This window comes from Pyxidicoccus xibeiensis (assembly GCF_024198175.1).
Lineage (GTDB): Bacteria > Myxococcota > Myxococcia > Myxococcales > Myxococcaceae > Myxococcus > Myxococcus xibeiensis.
In genome coordinates this window covers 1-19,056 of the sequence record NZ_JAJVKV010000026.1, presented here as the reverse complement: position 1 = coordinate 19,056, position 19,056 = coordinate 1, and the positions used below count along the sequence as shown (strand labels likewise).

The following is a 19,056-nucleotide window of genomic DNA, read 5'->3' as shown; positions in this document are numbered from 1 at the left end:
GAGTCGCGCCCATGAAGCGGACATGTCCGCGCGCATTGCGGCAGTGGTCGCGACGTCGGCTCCCCAGGAAGCCGTCGACCTCTGCAACAGCTTCGGGGACCTCCGGGACATCCCCGAGAAGAGCTGGGCGCCGTGTGGCGAGGCGTACCTGGCCAAGGGCCGCGAGTTGTTGGCCACCGCGAAGCCGGCCGAGGCCGTACCCCTCCTGGAGAGGGCGAGTGCCCTGGCTCCAAGTAACGCAGACGCGGCGACCATGCTTTCGAGCGCGAGGGAGCTGCGCGGCAAGGAGGACTTCAAGACTCAGGGGCCGGAGGTCTCCGCCAAGCTGGCTCGGGCGTTGGCCCATGCCAAGGCGAAGGAATGGGAAGAGGCGGAGACGGAGCTGAACGCTGCCGACGCCACCCTGAAGGCATTCGAGAGCCTCGAAGTCGCCAAAAGTATAGAGGAGATGAAGCGGCCGGCCAGCCACGGACGTGGAGGGAGGCCCACCAAGCCCTGGATTGCCGCGGCGGAACAAGACCGCCGAGGTAGGGGGAGTGGGCCATGGAGTTCATCGGCATCGACGTGCACAAGCGGGACAGTCAGGTGTGCATCCTGGCGGAGGGGGGCGAGGTGGTACTGGAGCAGCGCCTGCGCACCCAACGGGAGCGGTTGGGGGAGCTGCTGGGCAAGCGCCCCAAGGCGCGGGTGCTGCTGGAGGCATCTACAGAGAGCGAGTGGGTAGCGCGGAGTCTGGAGGAACTCGGCCACGAGGTGGTGGTGGCGGACCCCAACCTTGCGCCCATGTACGCCACGCGAAGCCGTCGGGTGAAGACGGACAAGCGGGACGCCAGGACGTTGGCGGAGGCGTGCAAGCTGGGAGCATACCGGCCGGCGCACCGCACCTCGGAGGCCCGGAGGCACATGAGGGCGCAGCTGGCCGTGCGCGAGGCGCTGGTGCGCACGCGCACCCGCTCCATCGCCCTGGTGGGCGCGCTGGTGCGGCGTGAGGGCCTGCGAATCGGGGACGGGAAGGCGGAGTCCTTCGTCAAGCGGGTGGCAGTCCTGCCGCTGCCCGGGTGGCTGAAGGCGGAAGTGGCCCCGCTGCTGAGCCTCATGCTGCACCTCAACGCGCAGATTGCCTTCCTGGATGGAGTGCTCGAGCGACTGGCCCACCAGGATGAGCAGGTGGAACGGGTGTGCACGGTGCCCCAGGTGGGGCCGGTGACAGCCTGTGCCTTCGTCTCCGCGGTGGATGAGCCAGAGCGTTTCAGCGGGCCGCACCAGCTGGAGGCCTCCCTGGGACGGGTGCCTGGCGAAAGGAGCTCGGGAGAGAAGCAACGCAAGGGGCCCATCACCAAGACGGGAAACCACCGGGCGCGCGGGTTGCTCATCCAGGCGGCACTCCGCCTGCTGCGGGCGAAAAAACCCGAGACAGCCCATCTGCGCGAATGGGCCGAACGCATTGCCGCCAGGCGTGGCAAGAAGACAGCCGTCGTGGCGCTGGCGAGACGGCTGGCCGGAATCCTCTTCGCGATGATGCGCGATGGGACGGAGTACCCACCGCCGAAGCCAGCAGAACTGGAGGCTGCTGCATGAGGTCGCCCCAGTCAGCTGCCTGGGTAGTGGGTCCGGATGCCGCCCGGCCGCTCGCGGTACGGCAGGCCCAGGATGAGGCCAGCGCCTCCCGCCACGAGCAGCCGCACCAGCAGCTCACCACTCCCGAGTTCATCCACCATGCCGGGCTCCCGCCGCGCGTCCAAGGGGTAAAGCTGGCGACTGCCGGGCATGAGCGCCAAGCAAGCGCCACCGCGCCGGTGAGCCGAGCGGGCGCTGCTCACCGGCCGCCAGAAGCCGATCGCCGGCAGAGGGGGAAGGGACCTGCCTCCCAACGCCCGCTCCAGGACCTCCGCGTGGTGGCGGAGAGACGCCAACCGCGGGGAGTCCCCCTGGGCATGCTCCGCGACCGCCAGGATGCGGTGCAGCGCCGCGCGAGACGCCTGCTGGTCCTCCACCTCACGGGGAGCGTGCGGGCGCCAGGACAAGCTGGCGACGTGATGCGCTCCACGCGACAGGGAGGCCCCCACGCCCCCCTGCCGCGTCAGCGCATCAGGAGTGTGCCTGGAGGGAGCGGTGGACGAACTGCTCCACCTCGTTGGCCAGGCTCATGATCTGAGCGCCCACCGTGGTGGGCTGGCCGTTACCCTGGCGCTCGCGCATCTTCTCCTTCACCCGCTCCTTGAGGGGGCCGATGGAGAGGCTGCCCGGGGCCTGGCTCGGCGGGTATTCGATGAGGCTCTCGGCGAAGCGCTTCACCACCGCCTGGGCCGGGACGAAGAGGAACATCCGCTCTCCATACCAGCGGGTGTACAGCCCGGAGTTCGTCGCGTACTCGAAGGGGTCCGAGCGCAGGTTGAAGAGGTAGGGCCACGCGGGGTTGAAGCGCTTGCCGCTGAACCACATGTCGGGGCCCTCGCCCTCCTGGTAGTTGAAGACGACCTTCCAGTCGTCGTACCGGATGGCGGCGAGGTTGCCGGTGTCGAGCACGTAGATGAACTCATGCCGGCGGCCCGGCTCCGTGCCCGCCAGCAGCCGGCGCTGGTCGTAGCCGTCCAGGTAGACCTTGAACGTCTTGCTCCCCACGGCGTAGCCCTTCTTGCACTGCTCGGCGAGGTCCTCCGGGCCGCCCGCCGCGGCCACGAGCGTGGGCATCCAGTCCTCGTGGGCGAAGATGTCGTTGATGACACTGCCCGGCTGGATGACGCCCGGCCACCGCACGACACAGGGCACGCGCACGCCCCCCTCCCAGGTGGAGCCCTTCTCGCCCCGGAACGGCGCGTTGCCGCCGTCCGGCCAGCCCATCTTCTCCACGCCGTTGTCCGTGGAGAAGACGACGATGGTGTTGTCGGCGATGCCCAGCTCGTCGAGCTTGGCAAGCAGCGCGCCCACGTGGTCATCCAGCTCCGTCATGGCGTCCGCGTACAGGCCCTTGCCCGTCTTGTTGCGGTACTTCTCCTGCAGGAACGTCCAGACGTGCGTGCGCGTGCTGTTGTGCCAGATGAAGAAGGGCTTGTCGTCCGCCACCGCGCGCTCCATGAAGGCCAGCGAGGACTGGAGGAACTCCTCGTCCACGGTCTCCATGCGTTTGGCCGTCAAGGGGCCGGTGTCCTCGACGCGCTGCCGGCCCACCCGGCCCCAGCGCGGGTCCTCGGTCGAGTCGTCGCGGTCGGTGGCCCAGGTGTGGAGCACGCCCCGGGGCCCGAACTTCTGCTTGAAGGCCGGGTCCTTCGGGTAGTCGGGGCACTCGGGCTCGTTCTCGGCGTTCAGGTGGTACAGGTTGCCGTGGAACTCGTCGAAGCCATGGAGCGTGGGAAGGAACCGGTTCGAGTCGCCCAGGTGGTTCTTGCCGAACTGCCCGCACGTGTACCCCAGCGGCTTGAGCAGCTCCGCGATGGTGGGGTCCGAGTCATGGAGGCCGTAGTCCGCCCCCGGCATGCCGATGGTCGTCAGGCCGGTGCGCAGCGGGTTCATTCCGGTGATGAAGGCGGCGCGGCCCGCGGTGCAGCTCTGCTGCCCGTAGCAGTCCGTCAGCAGTGCGCCCTCGCGGGCGATGCGGTCGATGTTGGGCGTGCGGTAGCCCATCATCCCCTGGTTGTAGGCGCTGACATTCCAGAGGCCGATGTCATCGCCCCAGATGACCAGGATGTTTGGCTTGCGCCCAGGCCCGCTCTTGCCATGGCCGTTGCCGCCGGGCCCATGGCCATTGCCCCCCTGCCCACCGTGTCCGGTACCTGCCTGCCTCGTCTTCGCCATGAGCGTCCGCTCCCCGTTCCGTGCTCCACCGCCCGCCGCGGGCCCCATGCCCTCCCGGCCTCCAACTGTCGGACGGCTGCGCATCGCGTGAACTAAAAAGTGCTCAGCCCGGAAGGTTGAGCCACCCCGTACCGGAGGGCAGCCCTTCTTCAGAGTCCAGAGGCCTTGGACATCCCAGGGCCCGTTCCCCTGCTCTTCGTGGTTTGCACCGGGGAGGAGGTGTCCATAACTCTTGATTCGACCATCGCTTTTCCAAACACAGTCGCGTGGTACCTGCCGCGAGGTTGTTGTTTCCAGAAGGAGCGGGGATGGCACAACCCCAGAAGACGAGGCCCGCGGACTCCTGGCTCACCCGTGCGGTGCCCTTCACCTCCACGGTGCGCGGCTACCGTCCCGCGTGGCTGAAGCGGGACCTGGTGGGCGCGCTCACCATCACGGCCCTCCTCATCCCGGAGGGCATGGCGTACGCGGAGCTGGCGGGCCTGCCACCGACGGCCGCCTTCTACGCGGCCCCCGCGGGGCTGGTGCTGTATGGCCTGTTCGGCAGCTCGCGCCAGCTCGTCGTGGCCGTGTCCGCCGCGGTGGCGGTCCTCTCCGCCGCCACGGTGGGCGCCCTGGCCGCGGTGGGCTCTCCGAAGTTCGTCGTCCTCACCGCGGCGCTGGCGCTGATGGCGGGGCTCATCTCGCTGCTGGCCGGCGTGCTGCGGCTGGGCCGCGTCGCCCAGTTCTTCTCCGCCTCCGTTCTCACGGGCTTCGTCTTCGGCCTGGCGCTCATCATCGCCATCAAACAGGTGCCCAAGCTCTTCGGGCTCGAGGCCGGCGAGGGCAACTTCTTCGAGCGGCTGTGGTTCCTCGTCACGCACCTGGGCGGCACGCACTGGGTCACCCTGCTCGTGGGCGCCGGCAGCCTGCTGGTGCTGCTGGGGCTGGAGCGGGTGTCGGAGCGGCTCCCCGCGGCCCTGGTGGTGCTGGCGCTGTCCATCGGCGTGACGGCCCTGCTGGGGCTGGACGCGCGCGGCGTGCACGTGGTGGGCAAGGTGCAGGCGGGGCTCGTCCCGCCCCAGCTGCCGGACGTGGGCTGGCGGGACTTGCTGGGCCTGCTGCCCGGGGCCTGTGGCATCGCGCTGGTGGCCTTCGCCGAGGCCATTGGCCCCGCGCGCCTGCTGGCGGCCCGCCACCGCTACGAGGTGGACGCCAACCGGGAGCTGGTGGGCCTGGGCGCCGCCAACCTGGGCGCCGGGCTCTTCCAGGGCTTCTCCATCGGCTGCAGCCTGTCCAAGTCCGCCGCCAACGACGCGGCCGGGGCGCGCACGCAGGTGTCCTCCATCCTGGCCGCGGGCCTCACGCTGCTGGTCGCGCTGTTCCTCACCCCCCTCTTCCGCCTGCTGCCCGAGGCCACCCTGGGCGCCATCGTGGTGGTGGCCGTCTCGGGCATGATGGACGTGCGGGAGCTGCGGCGGCTGTACCGGCTGCGGCGGGCCGACTTCCTCGGGGCCGGAGTGGCGCTGCTCGGCGTGCTCGCCCTGGACGTGCTGCCGGGGCTGCTGCTGGCGGTGGGCGTGTCGCTCTTCCTCACGGTGTACCGCGCCAGCGTGCCGCGCCTGAGCGAGCTGGGGCGCAGTCCGGGCACCCTCGCCTTCAGCGACGTGCGGCACACGCCCCGCCCGCTGGCGGTGCCAGGCATGCTCATCCTCCGCCCCAACGAAGGCATCTTCTTCGCCAACGCCACCTCGCTGAGGGACGAAATCATCGAGCGGCTGCGCCGGGCCCCCCGCCGCGTCCAGACCGTGCTGCTGGACCTGGAGGTGACGGCGGACCTGGACGTCCCCGGCGCCGACATGCTGGCCAGCCTGCACGGTGAGCTCGCGCAGCGGGACGTCACCCTGGAGCTGGCCCGGCTCATGTCCCCCACGCGGCGGATGCTGGACCGCACGGGCGTGACGGCGAAGGTGGGCGAGGCCCACCTCCATGCTCAGGTGCTGGACGCGGTGGTGGACCACCTGACCCACACCTCCGCGGTGACGCCGGAGGAGAAGGCGCTCCTGCGCGACGGCCTGCGCCGGCTGCGCGGCTTGGTACACGAAGCCGGCACCCAGCTCGACGAGAAGGACGCTGCGGACCGCCAGCGGCTCCAGGAGCTGGGCCAGCACCTGGGGCGGGCCGAGTCGGAGCTGGAGGGTCCGTCAGGCGCGCCGCACTGAGCGGCCGGAGGGGCGAGGCCTCGCGTCCTCGCTCCGCACACTCGAAAGTATAGGACGGATAGGAGCCCTGTTGAGGGCGGCGGGCTGGTGAAGAGGGGCCAAGAAGGGCCGCTGGAGGGTGACACGCGGGCTGTGCGCCGGGCCGGAGCAGAGGCTGTGCCGCCCCTCGGGGCACATGCCGGCCCAAGCCGCGCAGCCAGGCGGCAGGCCGCGGGGGCGTGGGCTTCCAGGTCACTGTGGGGGCTTGGGCTCCACACCACGCGCCCTGGGGTGGACCCTGTGCCGGGGCCCGCTTCGCAGGCCGCGAGGGCCATGCCAGGTGCTCCAGAATGGCGCGCCCCCCACCGGGGGCCGTCAGGTATGCCAGCACCCTCCTGCGGCCTCCACAACTGGCCCACCATCGGCCAGAGCTCAGAAGCTGTACGCCTGGCCATCCGCCGGCACCAGCACGCGCTGCGGGTCCAGGCCTTTTTCTGCAATGTAGCCACGCAGCTCCTCGCGCGACTGCGTGGCGTGGTTGACCGATTCCATGTGGGTACCAATCACCGTGGCCTTCGGCGCGGACTGGTAGGCGCGGTAGAGGTCTTCCTTGCCCATGATGATCGAACCGTCATGGCCGAGCACGCGCGCATAACCGGCGTTGAGGATGACTACATCCGGCTGGTACTTCTGGATCGCCTCTTCCACATGGCGGTTCCATACGGTGTCGCCGGCCACGTACACGGTCTTGTGGCCGGGGCGCTGGAACACCACGCCCGAGACCTTGCCGAGGAGCTTGCCGAGCTCAGTCATCATCAGCTTGTCATCGCCATGCTGGCCACCGGTCTTGCTCAGGCGCGTGCCGTTGAAGACGGTGTCCTCGGTCAGGACACGCACGTCCGTGAAACCGTCCTTGCGGATGCTCTCGGCATCTTCTTCGTTCTGCGCGAAGATCGGCATGTTCTTGGGCAGGCTTTGCTTGGCCGCGTCATCCCAATGGTCCAGGTGCGTGTGGGTGACGATGATCGCATCCGCCTTCACCACTTCGCTCACGGGCATGGGTAGCTCCACCAGCGGGTTTCTCAGGTGGCTGTTGTAGGTGCCCTCGAAGCCAGGGTAGGTGCCCTTCTTTGCCAGCATGGGGTCGACAAGGAAGGTCGTGCCCGCGTATCCCACTTTGATGGTGGCGTTGCGGATCTGCTGGAACGTGACGGGCTGTGCGCTGGCGGTTGTCGCACCATTCTGACTGACGCTAGCGCCAGGAGTACTGCAGGCGGCCAGCAGGATGGCGCTGGTGGCGATGGCGGTGTTGCGCAACAGGTTCGAGATTTTCATGGTGTCCTTCAGCCCTGTGTTTCGTGCTTCGCTTGGGCAGGTAATAAAGACCGCGCGAATGGACGGGAACCGCTAGAAATGGAAGCCAGTCATCCGTTTTTGGATGGAGGTTCGGATGGAGTGGGAGCTGTTACGCACATTCGAGGCGGTGGCTCGCCTCGGGAGCCTGACGGCGGCATCGAAGGCCCTGGGCGTGAGCCAGTCGACCATCAGCAGACACCTGGCCCGACTGGAAGAGCGCGCCGGTTCTCCGTTGCTGCTGCGCGACGCCCCGCAGCGGCTGACGGAGCGTGGGGCCTCGTTGCTGGCGGCGGTGCGGCCCATGGTGGATGCCGCGCTGGCGGCGCAATCCGCGCTGGAAGACACGCCGGAGCTCAGCGGTGAGGTCACGCTGACCACCGTTGGCGAGATGGTGCGCTGGGAACTGGCCCCTCGCCTGCCGGAGTTCTACCGGGCCTATCCCCAACTGCGCCTGCGCATCCTGGCGGAAAACCGGGTCAGCAGCCTCGCCGCCGGCGACGCCGACGTGGCGCTCCGGATGTTCCGCCCCGAGCGTGGCGAGCTCGTCGCACGGAAGTTGTTCTCGGTGTCCTCCGCGTTCTTCGCGGCCTCCTCGCTCGAGCTCCACCCCGGGGTTCCCTGGCTGGGCCTGACGGGCTCGCTGGCGGGCATCCCCGAGCAGCGCTACGCCGAACGCGCCTTTGCCACCCGCCCCGCTCGCCTGCTCGTCGAGGATGTCGAATCCCTCGGGTTCGCGGTCAAAGCCGGCCTGGGCGTGGCCCTCCTGCCCAGAGGTCTCGCCGCGCGGCTCGACGACGTCGTGGAGGTGGCGCCGCAGCGGCTCGGCGTGAGGGGCGGTGAGCACCTCCCCTCGCGCGACATCTGGATGGTGGTCCATCGCGCGAAGCAACACGTGCCCAGGGTGCGGGCGTTGATGAGCTGGCTCAGGGGGATGACGCCACCTGGAGGCGCTCCGGATGGGTCCGCCAAGAACCGATCGGCTCCCAAGTAGTGAGAGTCCCCCGCTTCCGTGGCCCCCCGATGTGATGGAAGGGTGTTCGATGTCGGAGCGCGAGAAGAAGCAGAGGCGACAGCGGCGGAGCTTCAGCCCGGAGTTCAAGGCCGGGGCCGTGAAGCAGGTGCTGGAGGAGGGCAAGCCGGTTGCGGAAGTGGCGCGGGACCTGACCGAGACGGCGTTGCGCAGGTGGGTGGAGCAGGCCCCAGCAACCCCGTGAGCTTGCTGGGCTTCTGAATGTGGGGGCGGCGGGAATCGAACCCACGCCGGGCGGTGCGAAAACCCCAACAGGATCGCGCCCTTACCTCGTAACCGCCCGGAATGCTTGGGAGTCGATATCCCGCCGCGTCCCATCCCGTCCCCCCTGTTCCAGCCCTCTCCGCAGGCTCACGCGACATAGACGCAACATGGCGGGAGCCCTCTACCGGGGGCGCCGCTCGCCTAAGCCGTGCTGTTCTCGCCCTGGGGACGCCCGGCACTCCGGGGGCGGCCTATTTCCAGCTCGAAAAAGACCTCGCCCGCCTCTTCGATGGCTCGGCTGACCTCGGCTGCCGCTTCGCTTTTGCCGTAGATCTCCCCGAGCCATCCGCGCAGGTCCACAGCCAGCTCGCTCGCCGTCTGGTAACGCGCGGAAGGCGTTCGTTGCAGCAACTTGCACAGCGGCACGCGCAGCCCCTGGGGGAGCTTCGCCGTTGCCGCCTCTACGTCTTCCGACGTGTAGGTCGCCGCGCGCCAAATGACTGATTCGGTCGCGGGGCTACACCCGGCAAGCCGGGCTCGTTTAATGGCGCGGTTGACTCGGGCAAGCTTGCGTCGCGACAGCTTCGCCTTGACCTCGTCGGAAACACCATCAGGGGCATCAAGCAGGTTCTTTCCCGTGGACAGCTCCAACATGACGAGCCCGAGCGTGAAGAGATCCGAGCGAGCATCCACACGACCGCCCAAGAGCATTTCCGGCGAAGAGGTGAAGGCATCCCCCTGCGGGCGGCGCACGGTGGACGCTACGCGCCCCGGCAAGTCGGAGAGAGCGAGGCCGAAGTCGGCCACCTGAACCGCTCCGTCCCAATCCACGAAGACGTGTTCCGTGTCGATCGCCCGGTGAACGATGCCGAGCGGTTGCCCACGCTCGTCCTTGGCCGTGTGCGCGCTCTCCAGGGCACTCACCACCTGGGCACCGACGTACAACGCGAACTGCGGAGAGAACCAACGACGGCACTCCGCGATGATCGTCAGCAGGTTGTTGAGGCTATGCCCGGACGGATGCTCGGCGATCACGTACCAAGTTCCTTCGACCTTGCGCAGACCGTGAACGCGAAGGATCCCCGGGTGCTTGAGGTACGTCGCTAGCCGTACTTGCTCCTCCAGCTTCGCCCGTGCCCGCTTGATGCGCGCTCCCGCCTCAACGGTCGGCCTGCCTACCGCCTTAAGCAACACCTTTCCCCGGGGGTGGTTGCCCTCAAGCGTGCGGCGCCTCGCGAGGAAGAGGCGCAGCCCGTGGTGGGCCTCTCCCAAGTCGTCGCGGAACTCGTAGGCCCACTCGTCATCCGTGAACAGAATCGCCCCTCTGGGCAGCTTGAACTCGATTGCCGGCATCCTCGGTCCTCCCGCCACTCGCGCGGGCAACGGGCCAACGCGAGGAGGGGCACGTTACCCATGGGATGGTGCGGAAGGGAACTCCCTCATAGGGTGATGTGCCGAAGTTGGGGCACGGACCGAAAACTGACCACCTACCCGACACGTCACCCTGCGAAGAAAGCTCAAGGCCACTCAGAAACGGGATATCCAGCGCTCCCGTTGAACGTCTTCCCTGCGGTGTCCTTCAGCGCTTCGACCGGAACATCCACCACGAAGCACACGGGCAGTTCGTCCTTTCCAGGAACCTTCACGCGGTCATACTTCACGACCACCCGGCCAGGGGCGCCTGCGGGCGTCCTCTCGGGAATGAGGTAGACCTTCCCCCCAAGGAACCGCGTTCCCGGGGGAGCGACCTCCCACTGCCGACCGGGGGCAATGCCTTTCGGGACAACCCCCACCACCTCCGAGCCTGCGGTAAACCAAAGACGCGCGTCGCTTGCGTGCCGGTCGTCGATGTTGACCTGAAACTGCTCGTTGATGCGCCAGCGAAGCACGTCGGTCATGGCCTCTGTTCCGCCAGCTGGACACTCGAAAGGTTCGGGGCGGACCTGGACGCCGGGACAACCCGCCGAAAGAGCGGCGAGAAGCGGAAGCGCCTTGCACACGTCCGGCATGGGGGGCGTCTTCTGGCCGCGTCCAGTGCGCGCCTGCTTCGGGGCTTCGGGTGGCTGGGTCTTCACGGTTGAACCTTCCTCCGGAACAGCTGCAGGTGACGGACCTGCGTCCCCCGAAACGATGGGGGGAGGGGCTGACATATCAGGCGAGACTGTCTTGGGGGGCACGGAAGGGACGGTAGGGGGCTCAGGGCGCGCAGCGACGTGCAGCTCGGCGGTCGGCGCGGGCACTGTTCCGGATAGACGCCAAAGCGCCACGACGGCGGCGAGAACGACGGCAGCGGCACCCGCCGCGAGCGTCCTCAGCTTGCGCGGGCGGGGCTTGCTCGTCAGTTCCAACGGAACCGGCGCCTCACCCTCGGAGGGTTCGGACCGCCGCTGCTCTGAGGGTGGATGCACTGGCGCTGCGTACTCCGCCCCTGGATCCGCCAGAAGTTCCTCAAGCTCCCGCCGTAGGGCTTCGGTATCGACAGGACGCTTCGAAGGATCGCGCGACAGGATGCTCCCGACGAGGTCGCTGAACGGCTCGGGTACGCGAGCGTTCACCTTCCTTGCCGGGGGAGGCGCGTCGATCGGATTGTTGAGGGCAGTACGGTGGCGGTGCTCCGTGGGTCGCGGATCCGTCAGCAGCTCATAGAGCATCGCGCCGAGCGCGAAGATCTCGTCGGCCACCTGGAAGGCATAGCGCGCCCGGTGCTCGTCTTTGTGCTCGTTCAGAAACCGGAATTGCTCTGGCGCTCGGAAGCGGTCGGTCCCGGGGGGCAGGCCACTCTCGGTCAGGTCTTCCGCCTGCGTATAGGTCGCGCAGCTATAGTCAATGATGACCGGTTCGCCGTCGCTCTTCCGAATTAGAACGTTGGCCAGCTTCAAGTCACGGTGAAGAACGCCCCGACTGTGCATATAGGCCAAAGCCGAGGCAATCTTGACGAAGACACGCAGTATTTCCTGCACCGTGGGGTGTTTGCGTTCCTTCCACTCCCCAAGCGTCCATCCGTCCACGTACTCAAGAGCAAGGTAAAAATTGCCTGCTTCCGCGTACCCATGGCCACGAAGCGTGACGATGTTCGGATGCCGCAGCATCGAGAGAACAGTCAATTCGCGCTCTGAGCGAACATGAGTCTGCTTTTCGTCTCCGCTGGCCTCACGGTGACGCGCCACCTTGAGCGCGCGACGCTGGCCGTTCTTCTCCCCGAGATAGACGACTGCAAAACCACCACTGCCGAGTTCCTTCAAGACGATCCAGCCGTCAATAACCAGGCCGGCAGGCAGCCTGACTAGGTTCGAAGTCATCGGTCGCCTTCCGCTGCACGCCTCGGGAATCGCACGCGCGGAATCTCAAGGTTACGGCCACCTGAGCCACGAACTTCCAAAGTGAAGACCTCGCCCGCGCTTGTCGGTGGTGTGTCAGCAACCGCGAGCACCCGAAGCGACCCGCCGGGGGTGACCTGCTCGCTCCCCACCGACACAAGCCGCGCCCGAAGCTCGACACCACCCTTACCCGTCAACGTCGCCTCGCGCGGCGTCCACGGTTGCTGACCGGCCGAGTTCGAAATCTTCACATCCACCAGCAGCCACGTGGCCCCGCGATACGCCCCTCCCGGTCCTGACCGCAGCCCCCCGGTGCCGTCCGCAGCCGGTTCAACCGTGTCCGTCTGAACGCCGTTCTTGTCCACATAGCCCAGCAGCACGAAGTCTTCCGGTCTGGGGGGGAGGCGCGGCGCTTCGGCAGGACAGGCCGTGTCGGGCGGCTTGGGCCGCTCCACGTCGATTCGAGCGTCCACTTCGGCCGGGTCGGTCACGAGCGCGAACGCAGCTCGAGCCGGTTCGCGCCCGTCCGTGAAGAAGACCGCCAGTTCGTGGCGCTCGCCCGGCCGGAGATCCTCCACGGGCTGAACGAGGATCGTTCGCTTGCCTACGTCGAGAATCCGAATCCGCGACCCGTCGACCGGAACCACTGCCGTGTCGACCGTGCGCGGCTGCTCGTCAACTGTGAGGGTGCTTTCTGCAATGGCCGTCGGGAAGAACAGCAACGTCGGCGTTGCCACCTCGACGCGGATCTCGGGCAGAAGATCGGCGGGGCCGCCGATGATTGTCACGGGCCGCACTCGCGGCGTGCGACGCGGTGCCGCGTCGGCTCGCGGCACCGCTCCCCCTAGCAGCACGAGCACAAGGGCCAATCTCACAGGTTGCAGCAATGGTGCATAACCTCCCGAATTGGCACCCTACCATCGCCTGCACCCGCGCAGGGGCACCGTCCCCCCGACCTGGCAACGAGCCCCGCGCCACGGCACGGAGGGGTCAAGGTGCTGATCGACCGCCGCTCTCCGGGAAGCGCGCATAGGCCCGTAGGAGCGCGTCCAGGTGGGCGGGGTTGTCCAGGTCGAGCGGCGCGTCCGTGAACTGCACGCCCCATCCGCCCGATGCCGTGCGCCGTGCCCGTGACATCAGCTCGGCGTCGCGCGCAGGGGCCGGGAACCTTATGGCTTGAGCGGCAGCGTCAGTTCCGCTTTGGAAGGCGCCTCGCCACGCAGCTGCATGGCAACAAGGGGAGAGGGAGACAAACCCTGCCCTGTGCTTTCGGGCTAACAACGCGCCCGGGCGGCTGGAGAAAGTGACGGACTGTACGAGGACGGCCCTCACATTAGCTTTGTCTGCGTTGCTGGGACGTGGGGCGATGCCGGGCCGTCATTGACTAGCTTCTCCAGTACTGATGCGTCGCTAGCCAGACGCTCTTGAATGAGCGGCCGAACGCTAGACCAAAGCTCCTCAGCGGATTCCACTGTCAAACCCGCACGCCGCAGTCGCCATGTCTTTTCGGCCTCGAACCACGGCGAGGCCAATAGTTTGTTGACTTGCGCGCTCTCGCAGTAGAAGCCCGCCCAAATGAGCCTCCTATAGGACGATTTCACCTGTGCCGCGACTTCGCTTAGCACGACTTTGCCCTGTGGCGTGTGCTTGTCCAGCGCCACCCAATACGGGAACGTAGCGGGCGGCGCCTCTACGAGTTCAACGGCAGGAATGTCTCCTCTGAGCGACAGCAATGCGCCCGCGAGAATACAAGCCTTGTCCCACTGCCACGTGGCCGCAGCCAAATACTGCTGGGCGGCACGAATGATGGCGTTGCCCTGCTCAGACGTGCTCTGCCGCAGCGCCCATTCGAAGAAGGCAGGCGGGCGCTTCAGCGCTTCCGACACCATTCTCAGCATGTGCTCGTCGGGGACGCAGTCCAGCATCGACCTGTCGCCTTCCACGTAAGCGTGAGCGAGTGCACCAAGTCCTGCCGCATCCTTCTGTTTGGTTGCCTTGGTGACGCGGAGCAGACAGGTGCGCTTGCTCAAGGACTCGCGATTGATCACAAGCGAGCTGGCCAGCGGCCAGCACTCCTCAAAGGTAATGACGACCGCGCGCGAGCGGACCCATGTTTTGTCTCCATTCAGTTCGAGACGAGCCAAGGCGCGATCCACGACCCCCGTATAACCACGGCGGGCTGCTTTCTGCAAAAGGGAGCGAACCCGAGGGTCAGTCGATGCCTTGGGCGCTTTCAGGAACATGGGACTTTAGGTGAAGAAGAAATCCACTGTCTGCTGAGGGTAGCGCGCGTAGGTGTCCACACAAATGCACCCTGAACGGCATGAATGCTGGTCAATGGACGCGGCGACTCCAACAGCAGCCGCAGCCGCCCTGAGTTGGCTCTCGGCATGCGCGTACGCGTCAGCGCCTGACGAAACTTGCCGCTGTGGGTCATCCACGAAGATCGTCGCGGAACGGTTCGGGAAGTCGATCTTCTGGGACGGCGTCTGAATGACGAGCATCTTGTCGAAGGCTCCGTAGTTGAGATTCGCCGCGACTTCCTGCTGGGTTAGAAACCAGCGGTCGGCATTGGATTGACCGACCGACCAGTGGATGGGGTTCGATTTGGTCACGAGGATCTTGGTTTCCGGAGGCATCTTCAAAAGCACGTCAACTTCGAAGACGAAGAGGACCGGTCCGTACTTGTTCGGTCCCTTCTTGCGCCCTCCGCGCTCGTGAATGTCAACATGATCAAGGAAGAGGCAGTGCCAGATGCCGAACTTCTTGTCGAGTTCGTCTGACATCGGCTGTGGCGTCTGAGGGAGGTTGTAGTGCTCGGCGAAGCTGCGTGACAGCAGCCCGCCCTGTTGCAAAAAGGAGCAACTCGTCCTCACTGAATTCGCGTGATGGAGATGTGTAACGTTAATTCCCCTTAGAACTGCATAAATCTCCTCGGGTTCCATGATCAAGTACCTCCGCGCGTTGTTGTTCCTGCGGTTAAGAATTCCTTTCAAGAATCCCCTCTGGGGCTGCTGCTCCGAGGGAGTGCTCCGTCCTGCGGTAGTTTCTGAAAGAATTCTAGCAGCCTTCACCTACACCATGAAGAGGGGAGACCTTCTGGTGCGGCTTGGGTACGTGGTCACGGGCTAGGGTCATGGAGCGAGCCCGGGTCAGCCAAGCGGATCGCGCCTACAGATCGAACAGGACTGGCCGCTGGCGGCCGGTTGCCCTGCGCTCGCGCGGATAAAGGGCAATGGCGCAGAACCATTCAGGTTTCGGCGAAGCCGACCCTTGACGCTCCCGAGCACGCGGGCCCCGGCCTGATCGGAGCTGCGATCCACCAGGGTGAACTGCGAGCGAGCCGGTAGGGCGGCCCCGTCTTCCCTCTTGCTTCTTATAGGGCTACTCCACGCCCGCCGCCTCGCGCCCTCTGCTAGGAGGTAGGCAACCGCTCTCTCGGTGGCTAGGCGACGATCCAATCGGGCCTCGCTCAGCATGAGAACCACACCCGGGCGCGGTGGGCGGCACCAGCGCCTTGGCACAGGAGAGCAGCGGCACCGCGAAGACGCTATCGCACGTCAAGCGTGTCAAGCCGTCAAGCCTCTATTCCTAAAACCCCATACTGAAAAGTTCATGTAGGAGTAGGTATAGGGGAGAGGTCAGCGCCTGTGAGGTGCGCGCGTTTAGGAGTTTTCGAGAACCCTCGGTTGACGCTTGACGATTGACACTCGCTCGGCGCTACAGCGGGGGCGCGAGCGCGAGCCACGGCGGGAAGCGGGCACGCCCCTGTCGCGTGGCTGCGACGCCTCGAAATCTTGGCGAGCACACGGGCGCGGTGATGGGCGCGCGAGCACTGCCGCACGCGCTAGCAACTCGGGCCGGTGGAGCAGCGCAAGCGGAGCGGCAGCTACGGCACGAACCAAGGGCCCTGGAAGGCTCCAGGAACGCAGGAACCGACGCGCGGGGGACGGGGGGGGCACCTGGACGCGAGCAACGCACGGCGGGGCCCTGGAAGGCTCTAGGAGCGCGGCAACCGACACGCGCGGGGGGACGGGAGCCTTCGGGATGCAAACAACGTCACAGCAAGGCCCTGGATGTTGACGCGCACGTCTGCTGATGGGCGAGCAAACCGGCTGGTTGATGGGCATCCGTCAGGAACATGCGAGCCGTCAGCGGGCGTGATGCCCATCGAGCCCGGCTCCGGGACGCCACCATGGCCGATGATGGCGTCCCGAGGCCGAAGGGTTACGCGGCGAGTTGCGCGCGCCCGAGCACGCCGCGGACGAGCTCGGTATCGACGAGCTTGCGCTTGAGGCGGGCGGCGTCGCGCAGGCACAGCTGGGCGAGGCGGTCGAGCTCGCGATGGGCGCCCTCGCTGGCCTCGTGGAGAAGCGCGACGGCGTCACGAGAGAACAGCTCTCGCTCGCAGCCGGCCAGGCGCAGGTGCGTGTTCCGGGGCAAGCTGACCACCGCTCCTGTCGCGCCCCCGCCCCGCAGGCTCAGTGTCGGGACGGGGCACGGCGAACACCAACCAAACAACGCCTCAACTCAAGAGAACCAAACCGATCGCACATGACTTGTTCGCTCATGGGCTACTGGGAGCGACAAACCTCATTTATACACACATTCTCAACCGGGCAGGCAGTATTTCCACAGCAGAAATACATGCCTTCTTGGCCGTGGGGGATGCAGTAGGTATCTACGCTGCACGGCATGCACGTCCCATAAATCTCTGGGTTGCATATGGGATATACGGGAGGACATAAGCTATTATTGTGTGCGCGCGCTGCTTCCGCCCTGTCGATGCACGCGAACATCTCATCTTCATCGGCCGGCGTTTGGGCTGACTCCAAATACCGTTGGTCGCAATCCGCAACCATCATCGTGAACATGAGTTGGTTTGAGTCAATGCAAATCTGTCTATCCCAGGTATTCATGCAGGCATTATCGGCGCTTGCGCTTCCGGCACGCGGTCCACCCAACAGTACAAGCAGAATGACGACGGTGGCATCCAGGGTGAACCGCCGCCCGCGATACCGCGAAATCAACGCGATGCTGGTAAACCTTTTCATGAACCGCTCCCCTTCTTGAGGCGCCCCAGTTTCGCTGCAGGGATGATTTGACCGTGGTGCGTAGCAGAGCCTAGTCGGTAAGCAAATCCAGTTGCAACTGTGTCTGGTCATCCTCGCCCTCCAGGGTGATGCGGCGGCCTCGCACCCAACTCACCAAGCCCTCGGCTACCTCAAGGCATCAGCCGCTCACATCGCAGGGGGGCTTGAGGACTATAGCTCCGTCCTCCGTCAGGAACGCTTGACGACGCGAGCGAGGGAGGAGTGCGTGTTCCGGGGCATGCCGAGCACCGATTCCAGGCCAAGGTGAGCAGCGATTCCGGAGCAAGGTGCCCACGAGATGCGCAACGAGATTTTCGCTAGTGAGCATGCGGTGTTGGCCGTGATGTAAGGGCGTTCACGTGTCCCGCGTCTTCCCGCGTCGCCGGCTGGTGTTGCAGACGTGATGAGAGCTTTCTTCGGGTCTTTCGTGACCAGGAGAGCTGCCATGAAGCGACCTCCAGGGATGCAAGAGAGTCCCGCCGCGACCGTCGAGACGCCATCTCAGCCGATGCTCGCATTGCCGACATGGCTTCCCGAGGCCGTGCTCCTACTGAAGCACTGGCGGGACAGCGGGCTCCTTCATGCGCTGCAAACGAAGGTGCTGGTGCCGCGTGGGCGGATGGGTCACTTCGAGGTGTGCGACTTCGTGCTCGTGCTGCTCGCCTACACCGTCAGCGGCGAGCGCACGCTGGCGGCGCTGTTCACCGCGATGACGCCATGCGCTGCCGCACTCGCCGCGCTCTGGCAACGCGAGCGACTGCCTTCGCGCGCGGCCCTCAGTCGCTTTCTCGCCGCCGTTCCCGCGAGCGCACTTGAGGCCCTGCGCGCGATGCTCTTCCACGACTTGTGTGCCCACGGGCTCACCGCCAACCGCACGGGCGGCCTCATCGACCGGGCGGGCCACCGGCAGCTCGTGTTCGACATCGACGGCACGCGCCAGGTCGCGCGGCAACGCCAGGTCGTCTTCACGGCGGCGCATCCCCCGGTACGCCGCCGCCTCGTCCCGCTCTGCGCACCGGGTTACACCGGGCGCAAGCGTGGCGAGGTGACGCGCACGCGCACGGTCATCCAGCAGGCGCATACCCACGAGTGGCTTGGCACGTTCGGCCACCCCGGCAACGGCGAGGCCTTCGTGGAACTCGAACGCTCATGCGCTGCGATTGTCGCCTATCTCCACGCCCGCGGCCTGCCACCCACCGCCGGAGTCCTGCGGCTCGACGGCCTCTACGGTTTCGCACGCTACGCGTGGGCGATGAGTCAGGCGGGTCTCGGGTACGTGGTGCGCTGCTGTGACTACCGATTGCTCGAAATGCCTGAGGTCCAAGCGCAGCTGGGCACGCCGAGCACGCTGCGCTTCGTGCAGCCGGAGACGGGCACGCTGCGGACGGTCTACGACGTCGGAGTCGTCGCATGGACGGCGGGTGCGGACCCCACGCTACGGGTCCCCACTCGGCTTGTCGTCACTGCGTCCCCCGCGCCCGAGGCTGGCGCTCCGGCGGTTGGCCATCGCGCTGGTGACGTCGTCTACGAGCTGTTCGCGACCGACCGAACGGCACCCGGCTGGAGCGCGCTCGATGTGCTCACGCTCTACGCAGCACGCGGCGGTTTCGAGCAGACACTCGCCGAAGAGGACCGAGAGCAGCACGCAGACCGCTGGTGCAGTGGTCAGGCGCACGGTCAGGAGCTGTGGCAAGTGCTTTGCCAGTGGGTTTGGAACCAGCGACTGCGGCTCGGCGTCGCGGCGCAGGCCCCCAACGTGCGTCGCACGCTCTGGGCGCCCGCTGCAACCGAGCCCACGCCCGACGCCGAAGAGGTGGCTGAGGCACCGGCCGCGCTCGTGACGGTCGACGTGCGGGCAGACGCTACGCACTCCCCAGTCGGTGAGGTCCTCGCGTCGGCTGAACCCGAACCCACGCCCGAGCCCATCGCGGCACCGACGCCGCTGCTCTCCCCGGTCGCGCCCCCTTCCGCTGCGACCGCCGTCCAGCCCTTCGGCCAGGTCGCACCCGCCTCGGGACGCGGACGGGGTCGCTTCGGCGGGAGCGATTTCACGTGGCAGGCGGATGGAACGCTGCGGTGTCCCG

At 66.7% G+C, this 19,056-nt stretch carries 13 protein-coding genes and 2 pseudogenes; 5 read left to right on the top strand and 10 right to left on the bottom strand.

Annotated elements, in window-relative coordinates:
- The first annotated feature begins 543 nt into the window (after window positions 1–543).
- A complete protein-coding gene (locus tag LXT23_RS47590; RefSeq protein WP_253987197.1) occupies window positions 544–1,578 on the top strand; it encodes an IS110 family RNA-guided transposase in 1,035 nt (344 codons plus the stop codon).
- Between the two features lie 11 nt (window positions 1,579–1,589).
- On the opposite strand, the gene LXT23_RS49975 is transcribed toward LXT23_RS47590, so the two are convergent.
- Together LXT23_RS49975 and LXT23_RS47585 are read right to left on the bottom strand one after the other, a co-directional pair.
- On the bottom strand, window positions 1,590–1,718 hold the full coding sequence (locus LXT23_RS49975; RefSeq protein WP_256561890.1) for a hypothetical protein: 129 nt from the start codon (window positions 1,716–1,718) through the stop codon (window positions 1,590–1,592).
- A gap of 370 nt (window positions 1,719–2,088) precedes the next feature.
- A complete protein-coding gene (locus tag LXT23_RS47585) occupies window positions 2,089–3,792 on the bottom strand; it encodes an arylsulfatase (RefSeq protein WP_253987196.1) in 1,704 nt (567 codons plus the stop codon).
- 308 nt (window positions 3,793–4,100) lie between these two features.
- Between LXT23_RS47585 and LXT23_RS47580 the strand changes: the two genes are divergently transcribed.
- Entirely contained in the window at window positions 4,101–5,993 is a 1,893-nt protein-coding gene (locus tag LXT23_RS47580) for a SulP family inorganic anion transporter (protein ID WP_253987195.1), read from the top strand.
- Window positions 5,994–6,404: 411 nt separating this feature from the next.
- Here LXT23_RS47580 and LXT23_RS47575 read toward each other — a convergent pair whose 3' ends face one another.
- Window positions 6,405–7,307, bottom strand: coding sequence for an MBL fold metallo-hydrolase (locus LXT23_RS47575; protein ID WP_253987194.1), 903 nt, complete (start codon window positions 7,305–7,307; stop codon window positions 6,405–6,407).
- Window positions 7,308–7,422: 115 nt separating this feature from the next.
- On the opposite strand from LXT23_RS47575, the gene LXT23_RS47570 reads away from it, so the two are divergent.
- Window positions 7,423–8,319: a LysR family transcriptional regulator gene (locus LXT23_RS47570; protein WP_253987193.1), complete on the top strand. Its 897-nt coding sequence runs from the start codon at window positions 7,423–7,425 to the stop codon at window positions 8,317–8,319.
- A gap of 49 nt (window positions 8,320–8,368) precedes the next feature.
- Window positions 8,369–8,533 (top strand): annotated as a pseudogene (locus LXT23_RS47565) (transposase); the annotation flags it as partial.
- A 230-nt stretch (window positions 8,534–8,763) separates the two neighbouring features.
- Here LXT23_RS47565 and LXT23_RS47560 read toward each other — a convergent pair.
- The 7 genes from LXT23_RS47560 to LXT23_RS47530 all read right to left on the bottom strand — a co-directional run bounded on the left by LXT23_RS47560 (window position 8,764) and on the right by LXT23_RS47530 (window position 16,322).
- On the bottom strand, window positions 8,764–9,915 hold the full coding sequence (locus LXT23_RS47560) for a serine/threonine protein kinase (RefSeq protein WP_253987191.1): 1,152 nt from the start codon (window positions 9,913–9,915) through the stop codon (window positions 8,764–8,766).
- A 164-nt stretch (window positions 9,916–10,079) separates the two neighbouring features.
- Window positions 10,080–11,861, bottom strand: a complete 1,782-nt coding sequence (locus LXT23_RS47555) for a serine/threonine protein kinase (RefSeq protein ID WP_253987190.1) — start codon at window positions 11,859–11,861, stop codon at window positions 10,080–10,082.
- Window positions 11,858–12,739, bottom strand: coding sequence for a DUF2381 family protein (locus tag LXT23_RS47550; RefSeq protein ID WP_323379170.1), 882 nt, complete (start codon window positions 12,737–12,739; stop codon window positions 11,858–11,860). Before LXT23_RS47550 ends, LXT23_RS47555 begins: the two co-directional genes overlap by 4 nt.
- 130 nt (window positions 12,740–12,869) lie before the next feature.
- Complete coding sequence (locus tag LXT23_RS49970; RefSeq protein ID WP_323379169.1) at window positions 12,870–13,211, bottom strand: DUF5953 family protein; 342 nt, start codon at window positions 13,209–13,211, stop codon at window positions 12,870–12,872.
- Window positions 13,208–14,023, bottom strand: a complete 816-nt coding sequence (locus tag LXT23_RS47540; protein WP_253987187.1) for a hypothetical protein — start codon at window positions 14,021–14,023, stop codon at window positions 13,208–13,210. Before LXT23_RS47540 ends, LXT23_RS49970 begins: the two co-directional genes overlap by 4 nt.
- Before the next feature lie 105 nt (window positions 14,024–14,128).
- Complete coding sequence (locus LXT23_RS47535) at window positions 14,129–14,824, bottom strand: hypothetical protein (RefSeq protein WP_253987186.1); 696 nt, start codon at window positions 14,822–14,824, stop codon at window positions 14,129–14,131.
- A gap of 1,282 nt (window positions 14,825–16,106) precedes the next feature.
- A complete protein-coding gene (locus LXT23_RS47530) occupies window positions 16,107–16,322 on the bottom strand; it encodes a hypothetical protein (RefSeq protein WP_253987185.1) in 216 nt (71 codons plus the stop codon).
- 1,095 nt (window positions 16,323–17,417) lie between these two features.
- On the opposite strand from LXT23_RS47530, the pseudogene LXT23_RS47525 reads away from it, so the two are divergent.
- Window positions 17,418–19,056, top strand: a pseudogene (locus LXT23_RS47525) (hypothetical protein); the annotation flags it as partial.

Coding starts and splice junctions, on each gene's coding strand:
- LXT23_RS47590 (WP_253987197.1), top strand. CDS start 544: ATGGAGTTCATCGGCATCGACGTGCACAAGCGGGACAGTCAGGTGTGC.
- LXT23_RS49975 (WP_256561890.1), bottom strand. CDS start 1,718: ATGGTGGATGAACTCGGGAGTGGTGAGCTGCTGGTGCGGCTGCTCGTG.
- LXT23_RS47585 (WP_253987196.1), bottom strand. CDS start 3,792: ATGGCGAAGACGAGGCAGGCAGGTACCGGACACGGTGGGCAGGGGGGC.
- LXT23_RS47580 (WP_253987195.1), top strand. CDS start 4,101: ATGGCACAACCCCAGAAGACGAGGCCCGCGGACTCCTGGCTCACCCGT.
- LXT23_RS47575 (WP_253987194.1), bottom strand. CDS start 7,307: ATGAAAATCTCGAACCTGTTGCGCAACACCGCCATCGCCACCAGCGCC.
- LXT23_RS47570 (WP_253987193.1), top strand. CDS start 7,423: ATGGAGTGGGAGCTGTTACGCACATTCGAGGCGGTGGCTCGCCTCGGG.
- LXT23_RS47560 (WP_253987191.1), bottom strand. CDS start 9,915: ATGCCGGCAATCGAGTTCAAGCTGCCCAGAGGGGCGATTCTGTTCACG.
- LXT23_RS47555 (WP_253987190.1), bottom strand. CDS start 11,861: ATGACTTCGAACCTAGTCAGGCTGCCTGCCGGCCTGGTTATTGACGGC.
- LXT23_RS47535 (WP_253987186.1), bottom strand. CDS start 14,824: ATGGAACCCGAGGAGATTTATGCAGTTCTAAGGGGAATTAACGTTACA.